Here is a 20,446-nt window from a genome sequence, read left to right as displayed (position 1 = left end):
ATGCAAAAAAACGATAATATTTACCCCGCTGGTCTATACAATTTTCAAGACGAATGTCTGAAACTTCTGACCGGTGTGCTCAATGTTTCCAAGGCTGCCACCTATTTAGTGGACAGCCAACGTAAGCCTATCTGTTATAAAACATGGCAGCTTCAACCCGCCATGCATCGACAATACATGGATACCTTTTATAAGCTCGATCCGCTGCACCCGACTCAATTTGTCGAACAGGCCGATGTCTCGGTCGTTAAAATGAATGACTTGGTCAACACTCAGGAACGCTATGACCACCCCTATTACCGCGATTTCGTCTCGCCTTGGGGCGTGCAAGATATTGTCGAACTGTTTCTGCGCGTGGATAATCAACTGATCGCTGGCTTCGCTCTGTTTACCTCCAAGCAGCAACCCGAAATGCGTATAGAAGATATTCGTAAAGCGAACCAACTACACCAGTTTATGCAGTTCTCACTGGAGCAAAGCCTAGCCGCACCAAAGCATAGTCAGTTTCAGGTGTTTTGCGATCAATACCAGCTAACGCCAAAAGAACGCATGGTGGTCGAACTGGTCAGTCAAGGATTGTCGAATAAAAGCATCGCTTCAAGCCTTGATTGCAGTCTTGCAACCGTTAAAACTCACCTACAACATATCTTCACCAAAACCGGCGTAAACAGTAAGACTGAAATAGCATCATTGCTCTATAACCTTCATTAATTTCTGCCCCCATAGACACCGACCTCAGGGATGAGGTGAACAGAGATCCTCCTATATCAACCTTCTGGTTGATACCTTCCTCGCTTGATCAATTCATAATAAATCTAACCCCGTAGCCTGTGTTAATACGTCAACATGTGCATATCGCTGTATGGCTGCGGCTCTGACAACAAGAAGCATCCGGAGTTATCAAATGAGTGAAAACAAGCAAACCCTGTGGAACCCAATGGTTCACCCTGGTGATCCCAATGCCCGCAACCATATTCAAATTGTTAAGGGTGACGGTAACTATGTTCAGAATCGTGAAGGTAACTGGCTAGTCGACGGTGTCGGTGGCTTATGGAACGTTAACGCCGGTCATAACCGCAGCGAAATTAAAGATGCCATCAAGGCTCAGCTGGATGAACTAGAGTATTTCCAGATCTTTGATGGCATCAGCCATCCCCGGGTGCTTGAGCTATCCGATATGATCATCGAGATGACTAAGCCTGAAGGCATGGCCAAAGTGATGTTTAGTTCAGGCGGCTCCGATGCCGTTGAAACCGCACTGAAAGTTGCTCGCCAATACTGGAAAGCGATCGGTCAATCTCAGCGCTACAAATATATCTCCCTTAAGCAAGGCTACCATGGCGTTCATTTCGGTGGTGCTTCGGTCAACGGTAACACCGTCTTCCGTACTAACTATGAACCAATGTTGCCAGGCTGCGTGCATATCGATACGCCTTGGTTATACCGCAACCCTTGGAATTGCGAGAACCCTGAAGAGCTGGGTCATCTCTGTGCGAAACAACTGGAAGCGGAAATTCTTTTCCAAGGTCCTGACACCGTAGCGGCGTTCATTGCTGAACCGATTCAAGGGGCTGGCGGCGTTATCGTTCCTCCGGCTAACTACTGGCCACTGATTCGTGCGGTCTGTGATAAATACGGCGTATTGCTGATCGCCGATGAAGTCGTCACAGGATTTGGCCGTAGTGGTAGCATGTTTGGTGTCCGAGGTTGGGGCGTTGCTGCGGATATTCAGTGCTTCGCGAAAGGCATCAACTCCGGTTACATTCCATTAGGCGCAACCGTCGTCAATGAACGCGTGGCACAAGGGATCGAAAACTGCCAAAGCTTCACCGGTGCTCTGATGCATGGTTACACCTATTCTGGCCATCCAGTCGCTTGTGCCGCTGCAATTGCTAACCTGAAGATTGTCCAAGATGAAGACCTTCCGGCCAATGCTGCCGTTCAGGGACAGGACATGTTAACCAAGTTGACCAATGCCCTGAGTGACTTCCCATCCGTCGGTCAATTACGCGGCATGGGCTTAATGTTGGCGATCGACCTCGTTACCGATAAGACCACCCGCGAGCCTATCGATCCGATGTCTGGCTTTGCCAATCAGATCGCGGCTGTAGCCCTGCGTGAAGGTGTTATTGTGCGCCCGGTTGGCACTAAAATCATCCTCTCGCCGCCGTTAACTATCGGCACAGAAGAGGTCGATAAGATCGTTTACGCCCTACAAAAAGGCTTTAGTGAGATCGATCGATAAGCGTTTAAACATATCGATAGCAACCGCTGAGATTGCCAGTTTTACTGGTGATCTCAGTTCTACGGGTGTATTCTGTTAACTTGTTAAGTATTTTCAAGTAAGCCTGACAGAACGATAACCCCACTATGCCAACCTCTTCCACCGCGCAAGTCAAAACCCCCATTGTATTGTTAGCCGGAATGGCGATTGCCAGTCCCGTGGCGCTCAACCTCTATGCTCCCGTGATGCCCGTGTTGGCAGAGCAGTTCGATACCAGCCCATTTACAATCCAGTTAGGTTTTACCTTTTATCTACTGACGCTCGCCATTGGTCAACTGATTAGCGGCCCATTAGCCGATCGCTATGGCCGTAGGCCGGTGTTTTTCTGGGGATTTTTGCTGCATATTTTGGGTGCGTTACTCGGTGCATTTGCCTTTGAGGTATGGCAACTACTATTGGCGCGTATCCTTCAGGCTGCCGGCGGCTGTACGGGGATGTTGCTGGCCCGTAGTATTATTCTTGACCAGCATGGTAAAGATAAAGCCGCCGGAATGCTCGGTTATATCACCATGGGAATCGCTTCGGCTCAAGCACTGGCGCCCACCATGGGCGGCTATCTTAACTTAGCGGTGGGCTGGCAATCGGTCTTTTGGGTATCGATGGCACTCGGCACCATCGTTTGGCTCGGCGCCCTCTTCACCTTGCCGGAAACGTCAACACCAAAATCAAACACTGGCTCGCTGCTACAAAGTTTTACCCGCTACAGCACTGTGCTGTCATCCCGAAATTATGTTTTTTGTGCACTATCGGCCACCATGATCGCCTCCGGCTTTTTTGTTTTTATGACCAGTGCGCCCTTCTTAGTCGCAGAGTTTTTACAGGGTAACTCAGCGGATTATGGCAATTGGTTTCTACTGGTGGCTGGCGGTTTTTGGTTTGGTAGTCTGACCGCCGGGAAGATATCCGCAAAAGTTGGCACTCGACGAATGATGTTGGCGGGCAATAGCCTCTCAGGCATCGGTGCACTGTTCATGCTCGGGCTGTTTTTACTCACTCCCTTCAGTTTTTTGGCGCTCTTTATACCGATGGCCTTGTATACCTATGGTCGTGGCTTAAGTCAGCCAAGCGCACAAGCGGCGGCTATCTCATCGACCACCGGCGCGGTGGCAACGGCCACTGGAATGCTGGGCTTTTTCCAATTAACCATTGGCTCGTTAGTCGCACAAATCACACCGCTGCTGATGGAGTTCAGCATCAATATGCTACCACTGGTATTGGTATCCTTGGCGCTACTCGCCTCACTGTTTGCAATCAAGGGTAGTCAGGGCGAATGAGCCCTTCCCTGCTACGCTGCGCTTGGCGGCATTTCAACAGCGATTAATCTGGCGAGTTCTGTTGATGAGCAGCCTCTTGTAGATCAGGAATATCAATCAATAAATCCGTCACGCCCACATCGATATGATATTGAAAAAGCACCGTCGATAGCTGACCACGGTGATGGGTTTGATGATTAAACAAATGGCTGACTAATCCAGCAAACTCACGTTCACTCACCTGCCCTCTCGAATTGCGATAACGCAACGTGCGGTTAAAATCATCATCGCCAACCTCGGATACCAACCACTGCTTAATGGCAGTATCAACGCGCTCACGGGCAGCGATAAGGGCAGGAAAATCCTCGTAGAGCAATTCATCTAGAGCGACAGGGCTTGGCAGCGCCTTCAGGGCGATGAGCGAAGTATAACCTTGCGCATGTAACGAGAAGCGCGATAACCACAGCAGATCTCCGACTAAAATATGGTTCAGTATCCCCAATGGAGATCTAAAAAACGCCCCACAATCACGCCTTAGTTGATCCGCCGTAAGCTTGGCACAAGCCTTATAGATCTGGCCATTCATCCGCTGATTGTAATCCGCCATGCGGATAAAATGGGCTTTAATGTCCATAACCAACGAGGCTCCTTTATCGGTTTTAACGTCCATGTGACGTCAACAATGGATTATCGCTTACTGGGGTCGGTTGCTTTGATCAATGCACTAAACTCGCGAAGCTCTGCGGCACTATAGGCTGTATGCACCCGCACAGACGATGCCGGATGATGCTGTAAGCCGACCCCCTCGCGATACTCTTTAACCGGCCGAATCGGTCTTGGGCTAAAACCTCCACCACAGTTAGGGCAAACATTGCTTAGCTGTTGTTCCACACAACCTCGGCAAAAGGTGCACTCATAGCTGCAAATATAGGCCTCAGTTGAATCTGGCGGCAGATTTTTATCACAACACTCACAGTTTGGACGAAGCTCTAGCATCGCTGAAACCCTCATTTAAAGAGAAGTAGAAGGTAAAAATACGTGAATCCACCACTGTTGACTAGCCATCAAGACATCGCCACCACCGTTCAGATCGATTTAGGGGCAAACATAATAATCGCCATACCGACTAATGCCACACTCGCACCAACCATATCCCAAGCGGTGGGCTTGATACCGTCGACCAACCAAAGCCATACTAAAGCGACAACAATATAGACACCGCCATAAGCCGCATAGACGCGACCTGCCGCCGTTGGATGCAACGATAGCAACCAAGCAAACAGCATTAAGCTAAGTGCCGCGGGCAGCAATAACCAGATCGTTTTATCCTGCTTCAACCAGAGATATGGCAGATAACAACCGGCAATTTCAGCAACCGCAGTGATGATATAAAGCGCGAGGGTTTTTAACTCAAACATGGGATTCATCAATCTCATCTAACGGTAGGAATCATGACTAGCAGCTAGCCACAGCGCGCAGCTTAATCTGAACAAATCAACACACTGGGAACAACGACACTCACGCGACTATCACTCAGACTATTTTGGCAGAGACTTCGATAACAAAATAGTCAGAACAACAGGATACACTAATCTGTAGCAGTAACGGTCGACTGGGACTGTGTCGACAGCAACGGTTGCCTCTCAGCGGCGCTTGCTTGATAGACCGCATACGCAATCAGCATCATAACAATCAAGACTGCAGCCAGAAGCGGTCGATCAGCCCCTAGTTCATTGGTGATGCCATCCCGCTTCGCTTTTGCTAAATCATCGGGATGATACACGCCTTTACGACAAAACAGGATAGTGACAAAAAACATCCCCGTAACGGCCATAAACACATGCAAGGTATAGGTAAACGCAATTAATGCCGTCGGGCTGTTAATCTGGGTAGCACTGAGGCCTAACACCGAAGAACAGCACATCATGGCAATCGCGAATAGATTGATGGGGGTTTTAGAGCGACTAACTGCGCCCCAGGCACTATTAATTTTCTGTTTTGTGGCGCTGTGATTAAGCGCTACAGGGCAGCCGCAGTGGAGACAGCTGTCGGCTTTGTTCGAGATTGGCTGATCACAGTCTTCACAGTTTATCATTGCCACGGTTCAGCTCCGCTAAAATAATTTCTAGGTTTACGGGCCCCCATCACCTCTCTAAGTAAACGATTTACCTAAGGACTGATCAGCCTATTCTGCACAGCAGCTCACCTAGCTGTCTGACCAGCACTTCATTAGGCCGGCGGCGCGGTGGCTTGAAAATGCATCGCATCACGGCCCCAGAAAGCGCCCGCAGATAACCAGCCCTCTTGGGCAAAACACTCCATCACTTCAATCGGCATTGAGGCATTCACTGGCCAAGCGGTTTTATTGCCATTTCTGCCGGCATTGATATCGATCGCATTCATCCATGCATGCATCGACCATGAATTCCAACTATTACGTTTTAAACGAGGGTTATATAAGCCGTTATAAACCAGTATGCCTGCTTGTTGACGCGATTCTTCATCAGGGTATATCTCGGCTAAACGCTGAAAAACACGCAATAAACTATCGGCGCACTTTTCGTGTGCCCAGAGGGATTTAACCGGTTTATCACCATAATAAATGCTAAAAGGCAGGATGATTTTCTTGCGTGGCGGACTGTAGTGTTTATCGCCATGGGGACCAAAAAAATCGATAAACTCAGGGGATCCTTCAACCGGAAATGGATGCGGAGATGGCATCAGGTTTTTGAGGTGTTGCTGACAAGCGGCAATACTCATCGGCCCCCAAAAACCATCACCTAATGTCCCAACACGTTCCTGTAGACGAACAATCTCTGACCTTTTCATTGTAAATACACCTCGGTATTTCAATTGATAGAATCATCGCAGTCCTGAGTTTACAGCGTTAAACAGAACTACTTAGCGGCAGCGCTAGCTATCCCAGATAAGGCATTGGTGACTTTATTGATCACCTCATCACAGCCCTCAATCTCATGCCGCTTCACCAGATAGGCTGGATCGTTATAAGAGATCCAAACCTTATCGCTAACATCCTGCCACACCAGATACTTCTGTGGCAGATCAATAGCAACCGTTTGCTGGCACGCCATCAAAGGGCTGCCAACCTTAGGATTACCGAAAATAATCACCTGAGTATCCCGCAGCTCAATATTGACCTGAGCTGCGGCATCAGAATGTTTTACCCGATTAAAGACAGTCATGCCTTTTTTAGCCAGAATAGAATCTAACCGGTCGGCGGTTTCCTCTACACTGTATTCGCTGGCAATGTTAACCATTCCCTCTGCTGCAAAACCTGGGCAACCCCAGAGAATAGCCGTAAGTGCAATGACATAACGCTTAAACATAAGAAACTCCTTGGTATTCATATTGAACGTATGGCGTCAGTGTACACAGCATTAAGGACTAAAAACCAGCCTAATTTGTCAGCCTAAATCAGCACCAATGTTTTATTCGTTCCTATGAGTTTAGATGCAATTCAAACATTTGTTCAAAAAATAACTTAAATCCATAAAAGACAGTGCCAAATAGCAATCTTACTGGAAGATCAGCACCGGTGTGACGCACTAAAGATGAAGGTATAAAAACACAAAAGAAGATAAGAGCGCTTAGCGAGAACCCTTAAAGACAGAGCGTAGCCAGACAGTGATCTGAGACTTGATAAACGAACTTAATCAATGGATCTGTTGAACGGAGCTGGTGGAAGAATGTTATGGAGAATTGGTATAAAAGATATCATTCAAGAAGGTTACTGAGCCTGTCATATAGTCATATCACAGGCCCAGCATTTAACGATTAAAGACTGACACCAAAGACAAAATCAGCCAGCAGCATGAAGAGCCCAAAGGCCACAATGATCGCGACAATGTTGAGTAAGAAGCCCGCCCGCACCATATCGCGAAGCTCCATCAACTCATAGGAGAATACAATGGCATTCGGCGGTGTCGCTACCGGCATCATAAAGGCCATTGAAGCGCCTAGCGCCACCGGTACGCAGAGTATCAGTGGATCCAAACCTAAGCCCACAGCGACCGCCGCAAGAATAGGCAAAAAGGTCGCTGTCGAGGCGGTATTCGAGGTAATTTCAGTGAGGTAAACAATCGCCACCGTCACTAGCAGTACCAGCACCATAGTGCTCACTTCGATGCCGGCAACCGTATTACCAATCCACTCAGCTAGACCAGTGCCTTTAAAACCACTCGCCAAGGCCAAACCGCCGCCGAACAACAGTAGCACCCCCCAAGGTACGTGACGCGCCGCTTCCCAATCCAAGGCGAACTCGCCTCTCTTACGAGAAATAGGCACGGCAAATAAAACCAGCGCAGCCAACAACGCAATAATCGTGTCATTCAGTGGTAAGCCAGTCAGCTCAACAATAAACTTGCGGAAAATCCAACCTAACGCGGCCGCTAAAAAGACCACCGCCACCAACTTCTCACCACGGGACATAATACCCAGCGCAGAGAGTTCACGGTGAACCACAGCACTCGGATCGTCAATCGCAATTTGATGTGATGGGAACAACACCCGTGTCAGTAACAACCAGGCAATCGGCAGCATAATCACGACCACCGGCACACCTAACAACATCCAATCAAAAAAGCTGATTTCGATGTTATAAGTATTTTGTAGGAAGCTCGCCAACAACGCATTCGGCGGTGTACCAATCAATGTCCCCACACCACCGATTGAGGCGCTATAGGCGATTGCGAGCATCAGTGCCACACCGAAATTACGTACTACTTTTTTATCATCGGTTTGCTGTGCAACAAAGTCGATCACCGACAGGCCCACCGCAAACATCATAATGGTGGTCGCCGTATTAGAGATCCACATAGAGAGGAACGCCGTCGCCAACATAAACCCGAGAATAATACGTGACGGCGAGGTCCCGATCATGCTGACAATTTTCAACGCAATACGGCGGTGTAGCCCTACATGCTGCATCGCGGCCGCCAGTAAAAAGCCACCGAGAAACAAAAAAATCAACGGGTGACCATAATTAGCCGCCACCGGTTTAATTTTATCAATGCTAAACAAGGGCATCAGCACTAACGGTAAGAGTGCGGTCGCAGGAATAGGCACCGCCTCCGTTAACCACCAGATCACCATCCATGATGCCATAGCCACTAAATGCCAGGCCTCAATCGGCATACCCTCTGGGGCGGAACACATCAGGATGATCGCCGCCACCAAGGGACCACCGATCAAGCCGAAAAGCCGCAGCCCCGTTACCGGTAGAACCGACACCTCGTCTTGGTCTTTGTAGTCAGGATCACGACGATCCCCTGGGGCCAGAAAATCTCCGTCATGGGCATGAACGTTCTTTTCTTTATTAGACATCGGTACTTCTCTCTGAATGTATTGATTTTCAAACGGTTTTAACTAAATTCTAAGCGTTCATTCAAGTGCAAGGGATAACCCAAGGCGGCGATTATACACGCCGTTTGGCCGCAATAAAGCTATCCACCAGCTTAGCGTAATAATACAACAGATTAAGTCAGCAATAAGACCGCTAACAGCGGAAAAAATCGGCTAAATAGCCACAATTATTATCTAAATAACAATTTATTGATCTCGCACGATAACCATGAACAGCAAGGTCTTCATTGACAACGGCCTATCAGCCGGCGATAGCACCACGCACCCCCTCAATAAGCATCTGTACACCGATCACCGCTAACATCAACCCCATCAAGCGAGACACCACTTTAATCGCATTCTGGCCTAGATAACGCGCCAGCCATTCACCCCCAACAACGGCGCTGTAGGTCAGCACACACATCATTGCAAACGCCGCCAGCACCGTCGAGATTTCGAGCACGGTGGATTGCGCAGCAAAATTCATCGCGGTGGCGATAGTCCCCGGCCCTGCTAGTACCGGAATACCCAAAGGGGTAATGGCAATATCGACCACCGAATCGACACTCTTTTCATTATCTCGATGGGTCGGCGTATGGATACTCGAGCGCTCCCCTTGCAACATATGATAGCCAATCAACCCGATCATCATGCCGCCGGCAATCCGAAAGGCTGGCAGCGTAATACCAAACATCAAAAAGATTTCACGCCCGCCAATGGCAAACACCGAGACAATAATAAAAGCGACCACCACCGAGCGCAGCGCAATCATCCGCCGCATGCGCTGATCAACATCTTCGGTCAAACCAATAAACAGAGTTGAATTGGCAATCGGATTCATGATCGCGAAAAACGCCATAAACACGGTAAAGAAATGTACTGCAATATTATCCATATAGCTTAACGCCTCCCTACACAGGCATATAAATTCAGCTGTATCTTATCGATTAATGCGTTTAAACGTGAGGCTAAAGCGTAAAAAGAAAGGAAATATATGGGGCGAACAACAAGACGAGTCAATCGGCGAGGCGATTGATCAGACAATAAAAAACACCAGCACCCGGATTAATGGTACTGGTGTTGTACATCACTCAACTTAAAGCGCAGCTTGGAAGATCGCTGCCACTTCCGCATGGCTCAGTTTGCGCGGGTTGGTCAGACAGCAAACATCTTTCTGAGCATTCACCACCATGGTGTCTATATCTTCGCTCTTCACACCCAGCTCGCCCAAGGTACGAGGGATACCAACATCTTCACCTAGCGTTTCAATTGCATCAATCGCTAGCAGCGCCGCATCCCGTTCAGACAGGCCATCGGTCACTTCACCCAGAGCATCGGCAATATCCGCAAAGCGTTCGGTCGCGGCGATCATATTTACTCGGCATACATGTGGTAACAGCAAAGCATTACACACGCCATGTGGCAGGTTATACATACCACCCAGTTGGTGGGCCATCGCGTGCACATAGCCTAGGCTCGCATTATTGAATGCCATCCCCGCGAGGTATTCCGCGTAAGCCATCTTATCTCGAGCCACCATATCATCACCACGAGCAACCGCGTTGCGCAGATACTTACCAATCAAGCGGATCGCTTGCATCGCACAAGCATCGGTAATGGGTGTTGCCGCCGTAGAAACATAGGCTTCGACCGCATGAGTCAGCGCATCCATGCCTGTTGCTGCGGTCAGTGCCGGTGGCATATCGACCATCAGAGCAGGATCATTAATGGCAACATCGGGCGTTACTCGCCAATCAACAATCGCCATTTTCACATGATTAGAAGTGTTGGTAATAATGGTGAAGCGCGTCATTTCACTGGCAGTACCGGCAGTGGTATTGACCGCGATGTAAGGTGGTAATGGCGCTGTCGCCTGATCTAAACCTTCGTAATCATGGATAGTGCCGCCGCTAGAAGCCACCAGCCCGATACCTTTACAACAATCGTGTGCGCTACCGCCCCCTAAAGAGATCAGCATGTCACAATCATTCTCTTGATAAATCGCCACGCCATCAGCCACGTTAGTGTCCGTTGGGTTAGGTACGGTGTCATCATAAACCACACTGGCAATATCTTCACTCTGTAACAACTCGGTCAAGCGCGCCGTATAGCCCAACGACGTCATACCTTTGTCCGCCACAACCAGCGGTTTTTTACCGCCTAGCATTTTTACCCGCTCAGGCAGTTTACTAAAACAGCCTTCGCCCATTAGGGATACATTGGGAACAAAAAATTCATGAATAGCCATATTAAAACAATCCCTTTATCGAAAAATAAAATATAAAAACCACTTCGAGAAACTAACTATAGTCCAAGGTTGCCCATTATTTGTTGATCTGGACCATGTAACACGCAAAAAATCTTCCGTCTTGTTATGGCAACCCAAAACGCCACTTGCCAGCCCTTTTATAGGCCAGCAAGCGGCAGTATTTTTAGCCTGTTTGACACTCTAATCATTCACGCGATCAATGCTAACTTAGCGCATCTGGAACAGTTCTTGATGATAGTGTTTGGCGGATAATCCTTGCGCCAAAAAATCTTTTCGCAGCGAGAAACCAAAACCAGACGGGCCGCAAAACCACACGCTGGCAGACGACCACTCGGGCACTGTTTGACAGATTCGATTACAATCCAAACGGCCATCTCTACCGCTCACCAGCACATGCAGTTTAACGCCCGCCGCTTCTGCATCCGCGGTCAGTTTTTCGATCACCGACTGATCATAATCGGCGGTGCAATGAAACAGGTCAATCGGCTTATCGCCGGGGGTTTTAGCCAGCTCTTTAAGACGCGCCACAAATGGCGTAATACCGATACCGGCACCGACCCAAATCTGCCGTGGCTGAGGATCACCAAAATCGAAACAACCATAGGGGCCTTCAACGGTCACCGGCATCTCAGTTTTTAGCGTCTCCCGCAAACGACTAGTATGATCGCCCAGTGCTTTAGTGATAAACACTATATGACCATCATCCTGATCCCAAGCCGAAGCAATGGTATAGGGGTGAGCCCCCTCTTTGCGGTTGGATGTGACAAAAGCAAACTGACCAGCGCGATGACCCGCCCATCCCTGCTTCATCAACACACTCACCTCAAGCACTCGCAGATCATCGTAGTAGGTTAAACCATCAATAGCCCCTTGCGCTTTGCGGCCCTTACCTATCTGCCCTGTCAATGCGAGCACCGCCGCAATACTGCCGCCAGCTAACAACAATGCCATCACCCAGCCCACAGGCTGCAACCAATAATCAAATTCGATTAAGATTAACGCATGGTAAGCCAACACCAGATAAGCAATAGAGATCAGTTGGTGAGTTTTAATAAACAGATGATAAGGAAAGCGTTTAATTAATGCCAACAAGATCAACGCTACCGCTGCGTAAAACGCCCACTCGCCGACCGACTCGGCAAAACCTCGCTGACTGCGAAACAGGTCTTCAATAAAGCCCAGTGTTTCAGTACCACGCGGACCTCTCTCCGGCTTTTCTAACCAGCCCCAGCCAACCATCCACTTAGTGCCCTGAGCCATCCACCAGTGAACCACTGAGACCACCAGCGCGGTAATCCCGAGCCACTTATGCAAGCGGTACATCTTATCTAACCCATCCAGATGGGGTTCAAGCCATTTCGGCCGCAGCGCTAACATCATGGCAATGCTCATCACACCGATGGCGATAACACCACTGTATTGCACAAACACATGACGAAAACTGAAATAGGTGAACGGTTCTGGAAGCAAGCTATCAGCCAACAGCCATACCGCAGTCAATATCAACAACAACGCAACAAAGAAAATTTTAATCTGTTTCATGATCGATCGTCTTCAGTAAATTCCATTTAAAACACCGGACCGAGGGCACCGTTACATACCCGGCAAACAAAGAGGCGACCGACACCAGACGTGGTCACCTGCTCAAATCCGGAACCCTATTCTACACAGCCCATCACGACACAAATAAGCCCTTTCATGTAAGGTTATGTAAAGTTTTGCTAAGGCGGATAACACCTTAAGTACTATAAGAAGAAAACACTCTGCCCGCATTGATGCACAACAAGAGTCAACGTGGTCGGTGACTGGCACTTAACTGGCATTTAAAACACTTGGAACAGGCCCTGAAATAACGGCTTGATAAAAACGCAGATATTCATCCCGATATTGAGCAGCAAGGTTATGCAATAATAAAAGGGTTCTGCTTTAAGGTCTGCACGGCCAAATCGATAAAACGGCGGGTTTTCGCATTAACCCGACGACCTTCCATATGAATGATGTTTACGGATAAAGGCTCCTCTTCATACTGGGTTAACACACATTTTCAATGTACCTTTATCCAGCTCTTCACCCGCCTGATAAGACATTAAACGGGTAATGCCATAGCCCAATAATGCGGCCGTTATTCAGCATGACAAGCAATGGGCATCATCCGTCCTATTTCCAGAGACATACGATCCCCCTTGCCTCTGATACTCACCTTAACATTGCTATAGAGGAAGCCCGACGCAGTGGGCTCCTGTCGTAACTCAATCGCCTGATTATCACGAATAAGTACCGCCCGAGATTGTTGCGGATAGAAATGAACCATCGCGCTACCTCGCTCACATTGATATGAAACTTCATGGAAATGCTGTGAATTAGGCAACAGGGGCGTATTCGTGCAGCCAACCATTAGCCATGAAATAACCCCCCCACTAACCACCTTAAAACAACGCTTCATTAATGCTTTCCTTATAACAAACGTAATAACACGGCGAGCAGTAATACCCTAAAATCTAGAATCATTTTCGCAAGGCCGGCCATCATGATCTCCATCCATCTTCGTGTTAGGACAGTTGTTGATGAAGAATACCGCCTCAGCTTTGGAGTGCATTTGGCTGCAATACTGCCGGCCATCACATCTAAATCGATGCGTGATATTAGACGCCGCTGCAGTGCCATGCGTGGGTTTGGCAGAATGCCCACCTAAGTGGACGACATTAACCGATGAAGATGCATCGCACTCACTGATAAAAGCACAGACGATAAGGATGAGAAATCCAAACAGCTGTAATTTGAATGCGCCTTTCGCCTCTTGCCAATGAAAAAACAAATAAAAGATGGAAAAGGGCCAAAGAAACAAAACAGCTAATCCCCACAGAATGCTGGTTCTGAAAGCCGCAATGATTAAGCCTATTGACCCAATAATGGCTATAAGGAGGCCGAGATAAAACCCTAGCTCTGTCATACGATGTCCTTTTGTATGCGCTATAAATAATGAAGGCCGCGGGCGAAGAAGGCATTAAGCGTGAACGCTGCCTGTTCATCAGCCGATTGACCGGCCGATATTCTAACCGAAAATAATGATCGTTGGCCTGCTACGTATAAATTTCTCTGCAAAACTGGCCGATATAAATGCTATTGGATCATCGTCGTTAGAAGAGAAGATTGCCGATAGGCCACAGCGATACTGCCTACCGACTGACATGAAGGCGGGGTAACAAGAGATGCTGCAAGTTTAAACAAACACCTCAAAGGCCGTATCGACCACCAGATTGATAAAGCCTTTACGGAATTTTTCTAATTTAATCAGCGAGAGACCGGCTTGACGAAGCGCAAACATTTCGGCCAGCGCCTTTTTAGCATTGACGAGATCACTAAAGTCCTCCTCGTTGATATCACCGTCGGCAAGTAACTTCGTCCAGCGTTTCAGATCATCTTTTGCTTTATCAATAAATGTCTCGGCATCCTGTTTCGCTTGAGCTTCATAACCATCAAAGGTCTCTTTTGCTAATACTGCGGCATTGTCTTTTAACGCCGCTAAAAAATCATCGAAATCAGCCATGATTAGGTGCTCCTCTTACGCTGCAGTCTGTCGCTTCATTCTTATTGGCTTCTAAGCAAATGATCTCGTCAAATGCATCCGCCGCTAACGCCTTATATTCTTGAATAAGAATGTTAGAAAGGGTTCCACGCTCCTGCCAGCGTTTAAAGAATTTACCTAAAAGATCACCTTCGGGGTCTTTAAGTATCTCCCACTGTCTAGCCGATAACCGACTACCGGGCACCCCTTTGACAAATTCATACGCCATTTCTGCTTTAAGCTTAATCGCATCGATCGCCGCTTCATTGTCCACATAGGGTGTATTCGCTTTACTTAGAACGGTTAAAACTTCAGCTTTCAGAGAAGTGGCGTTCTCATAGGCCGCAGGACTATGAGGGCCAATAAGCGGTGTACAGCCATATAACATCAGCAGTAACAATATTGCGTAGACCCTTGCACGATATGTTTGATTCATTCGTTTCTCCCTAACTTATGAAATTGAAACGCAACATGTTGATCATCGTGTCAGCATGCTCACTATTGTCCAGGCAGGATAGTCTGTTATCTCACGACACTGGAGTATGGGATCAAAGTCTGAATAATAACGCTTCACTCTTGCTCACAAGCTGATCCACTATCCAACAATGTAGTCCAAAAGAGTCCACTCCGCCCGCTAACTATTAGCTTGGACAGGCAGTTCTCAACTGGGTAAATGTAAGCAAGATTTTCTTCAATCAGAGGAACGCTCTGGCTGGGCGTTAATCGGATTGACTGTGAAATCCTTATAACTCGGTATAGCGCCCCCTACGGCTCTTGCCGATAGAATCGGCTAAGCAGCCGGTACACTTCAGGCATATGTGTCTTCACACTATGAGGGTCTTCAAAAAAGGTTTCGCTACAGACGGCAAAAAATTCAGCCGGGCTTGTTAAAGCATAATCATCTAAGGGAAGTGGACGGTGCTTTTTATAATCATGCTGTAAACGATCCCAAGCCGCGGTAAAAATATCATGCCACTCACCTGCACTCATATCAGGATGCATCGGTGGTGCGCCATTAGCACCATCACGTAGCATGTCTAGCTTGTGAGCTAATTCATGTATGACGACATTACTCGCTTTACTCTGTCGAGTATGCACACCGCTTTCACACACTGATTGCCAAGATAAAATAACGGGCCCTCTAAGCCATGCTTCGCCGCTCAACCCAGGGCTTTGAGCATGCACGACCCCATCATCAGTGCGATAAGGACGATTGGGGACAAAGTCTCCCTCATATAAAATAAGGGTATGCCAGTGATCGTACCAATCCAAACCTAAATGCAGAATCGGAACGCAGGCCATCGTAGCAATTTTTAAACACATCTCACGGTTAAATTGGAATTCTGCACCTGATTCAAACTGCTTTCGAACCAGAAAACGAAAGCTCATCTTTCGCAAGACCTCTCGCTCTGCACCTCGATAGCGCGCCATCACAGGCCAATCCGCAATAGCCGATTCCCACTCTTGCTCAGTAAAGCCCATTTTTATAACGCGCCGGTTTTCCAACCAGTTGTAAAATCGTTTAAACATGACGGACTCGTTTCTTATCTATATTGTCTGGGACAGGCACTGCAATATTAATGAGCTTTCTATAACAAACCGTCTACGATTAACATGATCGACGACGTGACACCCTGACGGTATCAACGCCATCTTATTAATAGTCGCTTAACTGACTAATGCTCTCTTCGCTTTTGCAGTTAACTGAATAGCCCGATCGCACGCATGTGCTAGCTCAATGCCCTTTTTTATAAAATGACGCGAGAAATAGTCTTTATGTTCATCATGTTCATGAAAGTGATGAGGCGTAAGCACCGCCGTTAAAACCGGCACCTCTGTTTCTAATTGAACTTGCATTAAGCCACTACAGACAGCTTGCGCCACAAAGTCATGACGATAAATACCGCCATCGACCACCAAGCCACTGCATGCAATCGCTGCATACTGACCACTTTTTGCCAGCAGTTTCGCTTGTAGTGGGATTTCAAAGGCACCGGGTACCGCAATCACCTCAATCAGTGATGTATCATAACCGCGCGAGGTTAACTCTTGTTTAAATCCATTCAAACAATTAAGAACGATCTCTTCATGCCAAGTCGCATGTAGAAAAGCAATTCGTTGTGTTGCAGGAATGAAATTCGTTGAGCTCTGATTCATTATAAAAACCCATAAATAAAAGGTGAATCAGGGCGAACGGACAGGAAAATACGGCATATAGCACGACAACTAAGCCACTAATAATAAGCGGCTCAGTTAGATATTTTATCTGACACGTTCCCTATCATCCGGACTATAACCGTCGGCTCTGGAGTCACACCAGATCTGCTGACCCTAAAAGAACAATCTTAAAGGCGCTCGCGGGCTTAGAAATAATTCTTTACCGCCGGTGGGGAGTTTCACCCCGCCCCGAGAACGAAATCGAAATAATTCGACGGCAGCGAATATACGTGTTTTTACTGCATATTGTCAAAGCCGCGAATAAGAGAACGGACAGTCATAACAAACAGAACAAACAGGGACAGGCACGGCATCTTAATACCGAAGATTCGCAGAATTAGCTTCCTATCCAAAAAAATAGATCGATAAATACACAATAGTTATCTGTGAAAATTATTTAAGTAAACAGATTTGCCAAAATGGGAGAAATCGTTAAACTGAGCGCCACTTTATCTATGCGGAACTGATTGTCATGCCAATGCTTATTGCCGTCACCTTTTTGTGGGCGTTTTCCTTCAGCTTGATCGGGGTGTATCTAGCGGGGCAAGTCGATGCGTGGTTTTCTGTATTAATGCGCGTCGCACTCGCTACCATCATTTTCTTGCCCTTTTTAAAACTGCGTCAAATCCAGCCAAAAGTTGCTCTACAACTTATGGTCTGTGGCGCGTTCCAGCTCGGCATCATGTACGGTTTTTATTACCAATCGTTTCTGTACCTTTCCGTACCCGAAGTTTTGTTGTTCACCGTCATGACCCCCATCTACATCACCCTACTAAATGACCTACTGGATCGCCGACTCAATATTGGCTTTATCATCAGTGCATTACTCGCGGTTATCGGTGCAGTTGCTATTCGCTACCAAGGTATCGACGAAGGCTTTTTAAAGGGACTCTTTATCGTTCAAGGCGCAAATTTATGTTTCGCCGCCGGCCAAGTAGGTTATAAACGCATTATTGCCAAAGAGCGTCCCGACCTACCACAGCGCACAGTATTTGGTTGGTTCTTTATGGGAGCATTGGCCGTGGTTATCCCTTGTTACCTATTACTCGGTAATCCAGAGAAACTGCCAACGACCACACTGCAATGGTCTATTTTGACATATCTTGGTGTCGTTGCATCTGGGCTGGGATATTTTGCTTGGAATAAGGGCGCCACACAGGTTAACGTCGGCACACTGGCGGTCGCTAATAACTTATTGATCCCAGCAGGCATCTTGGTCAACGTGATCTTTTGGAACCGTGATGCAGATATTATCCGTCTTGCAATCGGCGGTGGGATTATCTTACTCGCCCTAATTGTGAATGATAAATTCAACCAACGAATTCAACGAGCCAAAGCAACTTAAACCACTTACTCTAGCCTACAACCCTCTCATAACATTGAGTGCCTGTCCTTGGTCCAGCAAAACAGCAAAAGGACAGGCACTCCTTAATTGACAACCCAGACATCCAATTCTAAGCTCAAAATCAGCATTGATTCACACATCGTTAAAAGGACTTTACCGATGACTCGACCTCGACAGGAACTCGTATCTCTTCAAGACACACCCTATTATCATGTCGTCTCCCGCTGCGTGCGCCGTTCATATCTATGCGGTGTTGATCCTATTTCCGGTAAAGATTATCAACACCGGCGTCAATGGATCGAAGATCGCATACGGATTCTATCCTCGCTTTTTGCAATCGATGTTTGTGCTTATGCGGTGATGTCTAACCACCATCACCTAGTCGTGAAAATATGCCCTGATCAAGCCGAGTCATGGACGGATACTGATGTTGCAAGCCTTTGAACTAGTGTATTCAAAGGCCCACTACTGGTACGTAAGTGGATGTCTGGTGAGCCTTTAACCGCTTCAGAAGCAGAAACCGTTAGTCATATCATCTCGGTTTATCGTGAGCGGTTGAGCAACCTTAGTTGGTTTATGAAATGCTTAAATGAACCCATTGCTCGGCAAGCCAATCAGGAAGACCAGTGCACCGGCCATTTCTGGGAATCACGTTTCAAATCCCAGGCCTTATTAAGTGAAGAAGCACTGCTATCCTGCATGGCCTATGTGGATCTGAATCCGATAAGATCTGGAATGGCAGAAACGCCAGAAGATTCAGCACACACCAGTATTAAAGAACGAATCAAATCAACATTTGATCCACACAACGCGATTGCATCGCAACAAGAACAGAAGTCACTAAAGTATTTTAACCGCCCAATTAAACCCCTTGCAGTATTTGAAGAGTGCATCAAGAGTGATGAAGAGATGGGCATTTCATGCTGTTTAAAAGACTACCTCGAGCTGGTCGACAGCACCGGCCGTGTGGTTAGAAATAACAAACGAGGTGCTATCCCACTGCATCACCCTCCTATCCTCGAACGACTGAGGCTAGACGCACAAAATTGGCTTAGAAACGCCACTGAGTTTGAACAGCGCTATCCGAAGAAATTTGCAGCCAAAAGACGACCTAAGCGACGATCAGAACGAGTCGCTTAAAAGAAACAACCTTCCCGCCTGCTAATGATCAATAATAACTGAGGCGTTCACTGATCTATAAATCAGCATTAACGAGCTACTAGCTAAATATTCAGTAAAAAATAAATCACTCGTGAAAATTACGCGCCATGCTAATCAGGCTTAATCTCTGCATCATAATTTTTAGCTGTGCCTGTCCTTATTAAAAAGCGCTAATCCGATTTGATCGCCGCATCATCATTTTTTAGCGGTGCCTGTCCTTGTTAAAAAGCAATCTATATTGGTAGAAGCAATCCTAGCACTGACTCAGCCGATTACACCCACGGGTCTTCGGTAGATTTATCCTCTTCAGTACTTACTGTCATCAAACCATCAACATTACCACTCAAGCGACGTTCTGGTGTTAACCTATAATTAACGCTAAATGATGAGTAAAACTCAGTTTTATAAGCTTGTAAAAGCACTTAAAACGCAGGATAGAGGTCAGCATACCGCCGGCACGAAGTCCGGCAGATCTGCTTATGTGACAGGCCAGCGAAACTCGAGGGTAATGCTTATTAGGCTTTATCGGCGAGTTTTTTGTGGATGTTGTTCATTCGATAATTGCGCTCGGGATGCAATTCAATCATTTCAAAACCAACGCTCATCCAGCGACGATCAAAGATCGGCTTTAGGCTAGCACTGAACGTTTCAAAGATGGTGTCTGAGGCGGCTTTGAGCACTTCTGGCGTACGGCCAGAACCGACTTTGGCGGTTAGGTGTACAAAGGTATTGTCGGGATCGCCCTCGCCTACGCGAAAATGTTCGCAGCGAACGGCACGTGTACGAATCCCCCCAATAGGGAAAACGCCAGTGGCGATGGCAGTTTCATTGAGTTTTTCAAACAAGGCTGGAATATCTAGATCATCGTCTAGGTTGGCTGAGTATTCCATAATGAAATGTGGCATAACTAACTCCGATTAATGTATCCGCTGTCGCTTCACGCTAGGGTCAAAATCACCCAGCATCGTGCTGTCTAAAGACGGAAAAAGCT

Annotated in this window: 23 protein-coding genes and 1 riboswitch; of the genes, 6 read left to right on the top strand and 17 right to left on the bottom strand. The window is 47.3% G+C overall.

Annotated features, from left to right (window positions below; translation table 11 throughout):
• The 3 genes from AC0L4K_RS08005 to AC0L4K_RS07995 all read left to right on the top strand — a co-directional run bounded on the left by AC0L4K_RS08005 (position 1) and on the right by AC0L4K_RS07995 (position 3,558).
• Positions 1-711 carry a helix-turn-helix transcriptional regulator gene (locus AC0L4K_RS08005; RefSeq protein ID WP_473268879.1) on the top strand — a complete coding sequence of 237 codons (711 nt, stop codon included), beginning with the start codon at positions 1-3 and terminating at the stop codon, positions 709-711.
• A gap of 193 nt (positions 712-904) precedes the next feature.
• Positions 905-2,245 (top strand): aminotransferase class III-fold pyridoxal phosphate-dependent enzyme, encoded by a 1,341-nt coding sequence (locus AC0L4K_RS08000; protein ID WP_473268878.1) that lies wholly within the window; start codon positions 905-907, stop codon positions 2,243-2,245.
• Between the two features lie 125 nt (positions 2,246-2,370).
• A complete protein-coding gene (locus AC0L4K_RS07995) occupies positions 2,371-3,558 on the top strand; it encodes a multidrug effflux MFS transporter (protein WP_473268877.1) in 1,188 nt (395 codons plus the stop codon).
• 43 nt (positions 3,559-3,601) lie between these two features.
• On the opposite strand, the gene AC0L4K_RS07990 is transcribed toward AC0L4K_RS07995, so the two are convergent.
• The 16 genes from AC0L4K_RS07990 to AC0L4K_RS07915 all read right to left on the bottom strand — a co-directional run bounded on the left by AC0L4K_RS07990 (position 3,602) and on the right by AC0L4K_RS07915 (position 16,889).
• Entirely contained in the window at positions 3,602-4,171 is a 570-nt protein-coding gene (locus tag AC0L4K_RS07990; RefSeq protein WP_473268876.1) for a DinB family protein, read from the bottom strand.
• Positions 4,172-4,224: 53 nt separating this feature from the next.
• A complete protein-coding gene (locus tag AC0L4K_RS07985; protein ID WP_473268875.1) occupies positions 4,225-4,533 on the bottom strand; it encodes a DUF1272 domain-containing protein in 309 nt (102 codons plus the stop codon).
• Positions 4,534-4,622: 89 nt separating this feature from the next.
• Positions 4,623-4,955, bottom strand: a complete 333-nt coding sequence (locus AC0L4K_RS07980; RefSeq protein ID WP_417224502.1) for a YnfA family protein — start codon at positions 4,953-4,955, stop codon at positions 4,623-4,625.
• Positions 4,956-5,125: 170 nt separating this feature from the next.
• Complete coding sequence (locus AC0L4K_RS07975) at positions 5,126-5,638, bottom strand: hypothetical protein (protein ID WP_473268874.1); 513 nt, start codon at positions 5,636-5,638, stop codon at positions 5,126-5,128.
• Between the two features lie 128 nt (positions 5,639-5,766).
• Positions 5,767-6,366: a M15 family metallopeptidase gene (locus AC0L4K_RS07970; RefSeq protein ID WP_417224237.1), complete on the bottom strand. Its 600-nt coding sequence runs from the start codon at positions 6,364-6,366 to the stop codon at positions 5,767-5,769.
• A 68-nt stretch (positions 6,367-6,434) separates the two neighbouring features.
• Entirely contained in the window at positions 6,435-6,884 is a 450-nt protein-coding gene (locus AC0L4K_RS07965; protein ID WP_417224235.1) for a DUF302 domain-containing protein, read from the bottom strand.
• Between the two features lie 448 nt (positions 6,885-7,332).
• The gene (locus AC0L4K_RS07960; RefSeq protein ID WP_417224233.1) at positions 7,333-8,880 is read right to left on the bottom strand and encodes an SLC13 family permease; all 1,548 of its coding nucleotides are present in this window, start codon (positions 8,878-8,880) and stop codon (positions 7,333-7,335) included.
• A 280-nt stretch (positions 8,881-9,160) separates the two neighbouring features.
• Positions 9,161-9,793, bottom strand: a complete 633-nt coding sequence (locus AC0L4K_RS07955) for a MarC family protein (protein WP_473268873.1) — start codon at positions 9,791-9,793, stop codon at positions 9,161-9,163.
• A gap of 201 nt (positions 9,794-9,994) precedes the next feature.
• A complete protein-coding gene (locus AC0L4K_RS07950; protein WP_417224230.1) occupies positions 9,995-11,146 on the bottom strand; it encodes an iron-containing alcohol dehydrogenase in 1,152 nt (383 codons plus the stop codon).
• Positions 11,147-11,374: 228 nt separating this feature from the next.
• Positions 11,375-12,709 (bottom strand): ferredoxin reductase family protein, encoded by a 1,335-nt coding sequence (locus AC0L4K_RS07945; protein ID WP_417224228.1) that lies wholly within the window; start codon positions 12,707-12,709, stop codon positions 11,375-11,377.
• Positions 12,710-13,289: 580 nt separating this feature from the next.
• Positions 13,290-13,610, bottom strand: coding sequence for an MliC family protein (locus AC0L4K_RS07940; RefSeq protein ID WP_473268872.1), 321 nt, complete (start codon positions 13,608-13,610; stop codon positions 13,290-13,292).
• A 48-nt stretch (positions 13,611-13,658) separates the two neighbouring features.
• Entirely contained in the window at positions 13,659-14,117 is a 459-nt protein-coding gene (locus AC0L4K_RS07935; RefSeq protein ID WP_473268871.1) for an excalibur calcium-binding domain-containing protein, read from the bottom strand.
• A 270-nt stretch (positions 14,118-14,387) separates the two neighbouring features.
• Positions 14,388-14,714: a hypothetical protein gene (locus AC0L4K_RS07930; RefSeq protein WP_417224223.1), complete on the bottom strand. Its 327-nt coding sequence runs from the start codon at positions 14,712-14,714 to the stop codon at positions 14,388-14,390.
• On the bottom strand, positions 14,707-15,168 hold the full coding sequence (locus tag AC0L4K_RS07925) for a hypothetical protein (protein WP_417224221.1): 462 nt from the start codon (positions 15,166-15,168) through the stop codon (positions 14,707-14,709). The genes AC0L4K_RS07930 and AC0L4K_RS07925 overlap by 8 nt, the downstream gene beginning before the upstream one ends.
• Positions 15,169-15,497: 329 nt before the next feature.
• Positions 15,498-16,262 carry a M90 family metallopeptidase gene (locus AC0L4K_RS07920; protein ID WP_417224219.1) on the bottom strand — a complete coding sequence of 255 codons (765 nt, stop codon included), beginning with the start codon at positions 16,260-16,262 and terminating at the stop codon, positions 15,498-15,500.
• A 138-nt stretch (positions 16,263-16,400) separates the two neighbouring features.
• A complete protein-coding gene (locus tag AC0L4K_RS07915) occupies positions 16,401-16,889 on the bottom strand; it encodes a 6,7-dimethyl-8-ribityllumazine synthase (protein ID WP_417224217.1) in 489 nt (162 codons plus the stop codon).
• A gap of 112 nt (positions 16,890-17,001) precedes the next feature.
• A riboswitch (FMN riboswitch) is annotated at positions 17,002-17,150 on the bottom strand.
• Positions 17,151-17,421: 271 nt separating this feature from the next.
• Between AC0L4K_RS07915 and AC0L4K_RS07910 the strand changes: the two genes are divergently transcribed.
• The 3 genes from AC0L4K_RS07910 to AC0L4K_RS07900 all read left to right on the top strand — a co-directional run bounded on the left by AC0L4K_RS07910 (position 17,422) and on the right by AC0L4K_RS07900 (position 19,434).
• Positions 17,422-18,294 (top strand): carboxylate/amino acid/amine transporter, encoded by an 873-nt coding sequence (locus tag AC0L4K_RS07910; protein ID WP_417224215.1) that lies wholly within the window; start codon positions 17,422-17,424, stop codon positions 18,292-18,294.
• 159 nt (positions 18,295-18,453) lie between these two features.
• Entirely contained in the window at positions 18,454-18,738 is a 285-nt protein-coding gene (locus tag AC0L4K_RS07905; protein ID WP_473268870.1) for a transposase, read from the top strand.
• A gap of 39 nt (positions 18,739-18,777) precedes the next feature.
• On the top strand, positions 18,778-19,434 hold the full coding sequence (locus AC0L4K_RS07900; protein WP_473268869.1) for a transposase: 657 nt from the start codon (positions 18,778-18,780) through the stop codon (positions 19,432-19,434).
• Positions 19,435-19,970: 536 nt separating this feature from the next.
• Here AC0L4K_RS07900 and AC0L4K_RS07895 read toward each other — a convergent pair.
• On the bottom strand, positions 19,971-20,360 hold the full coding sequence (locus AC0L4K_RS07895; RefSeq protein WP_473268868.1) for a 5-carboxymethyl-2-hydroxymuconate Delta-isomerase: 390 nt from the start codon (positions 20,358-20,360) through the stop codon (positions 19,971-19,973).
• Between the last annotated feature and the right edge of the window lie 86 nt (positions 20,361-20,446).

The organism is Amphritea sp. GJ51-11, from assembly GCF_055808735.1.
This window is presented reverse-complemented; position numbering and strand designations above follow the sequence as displayed.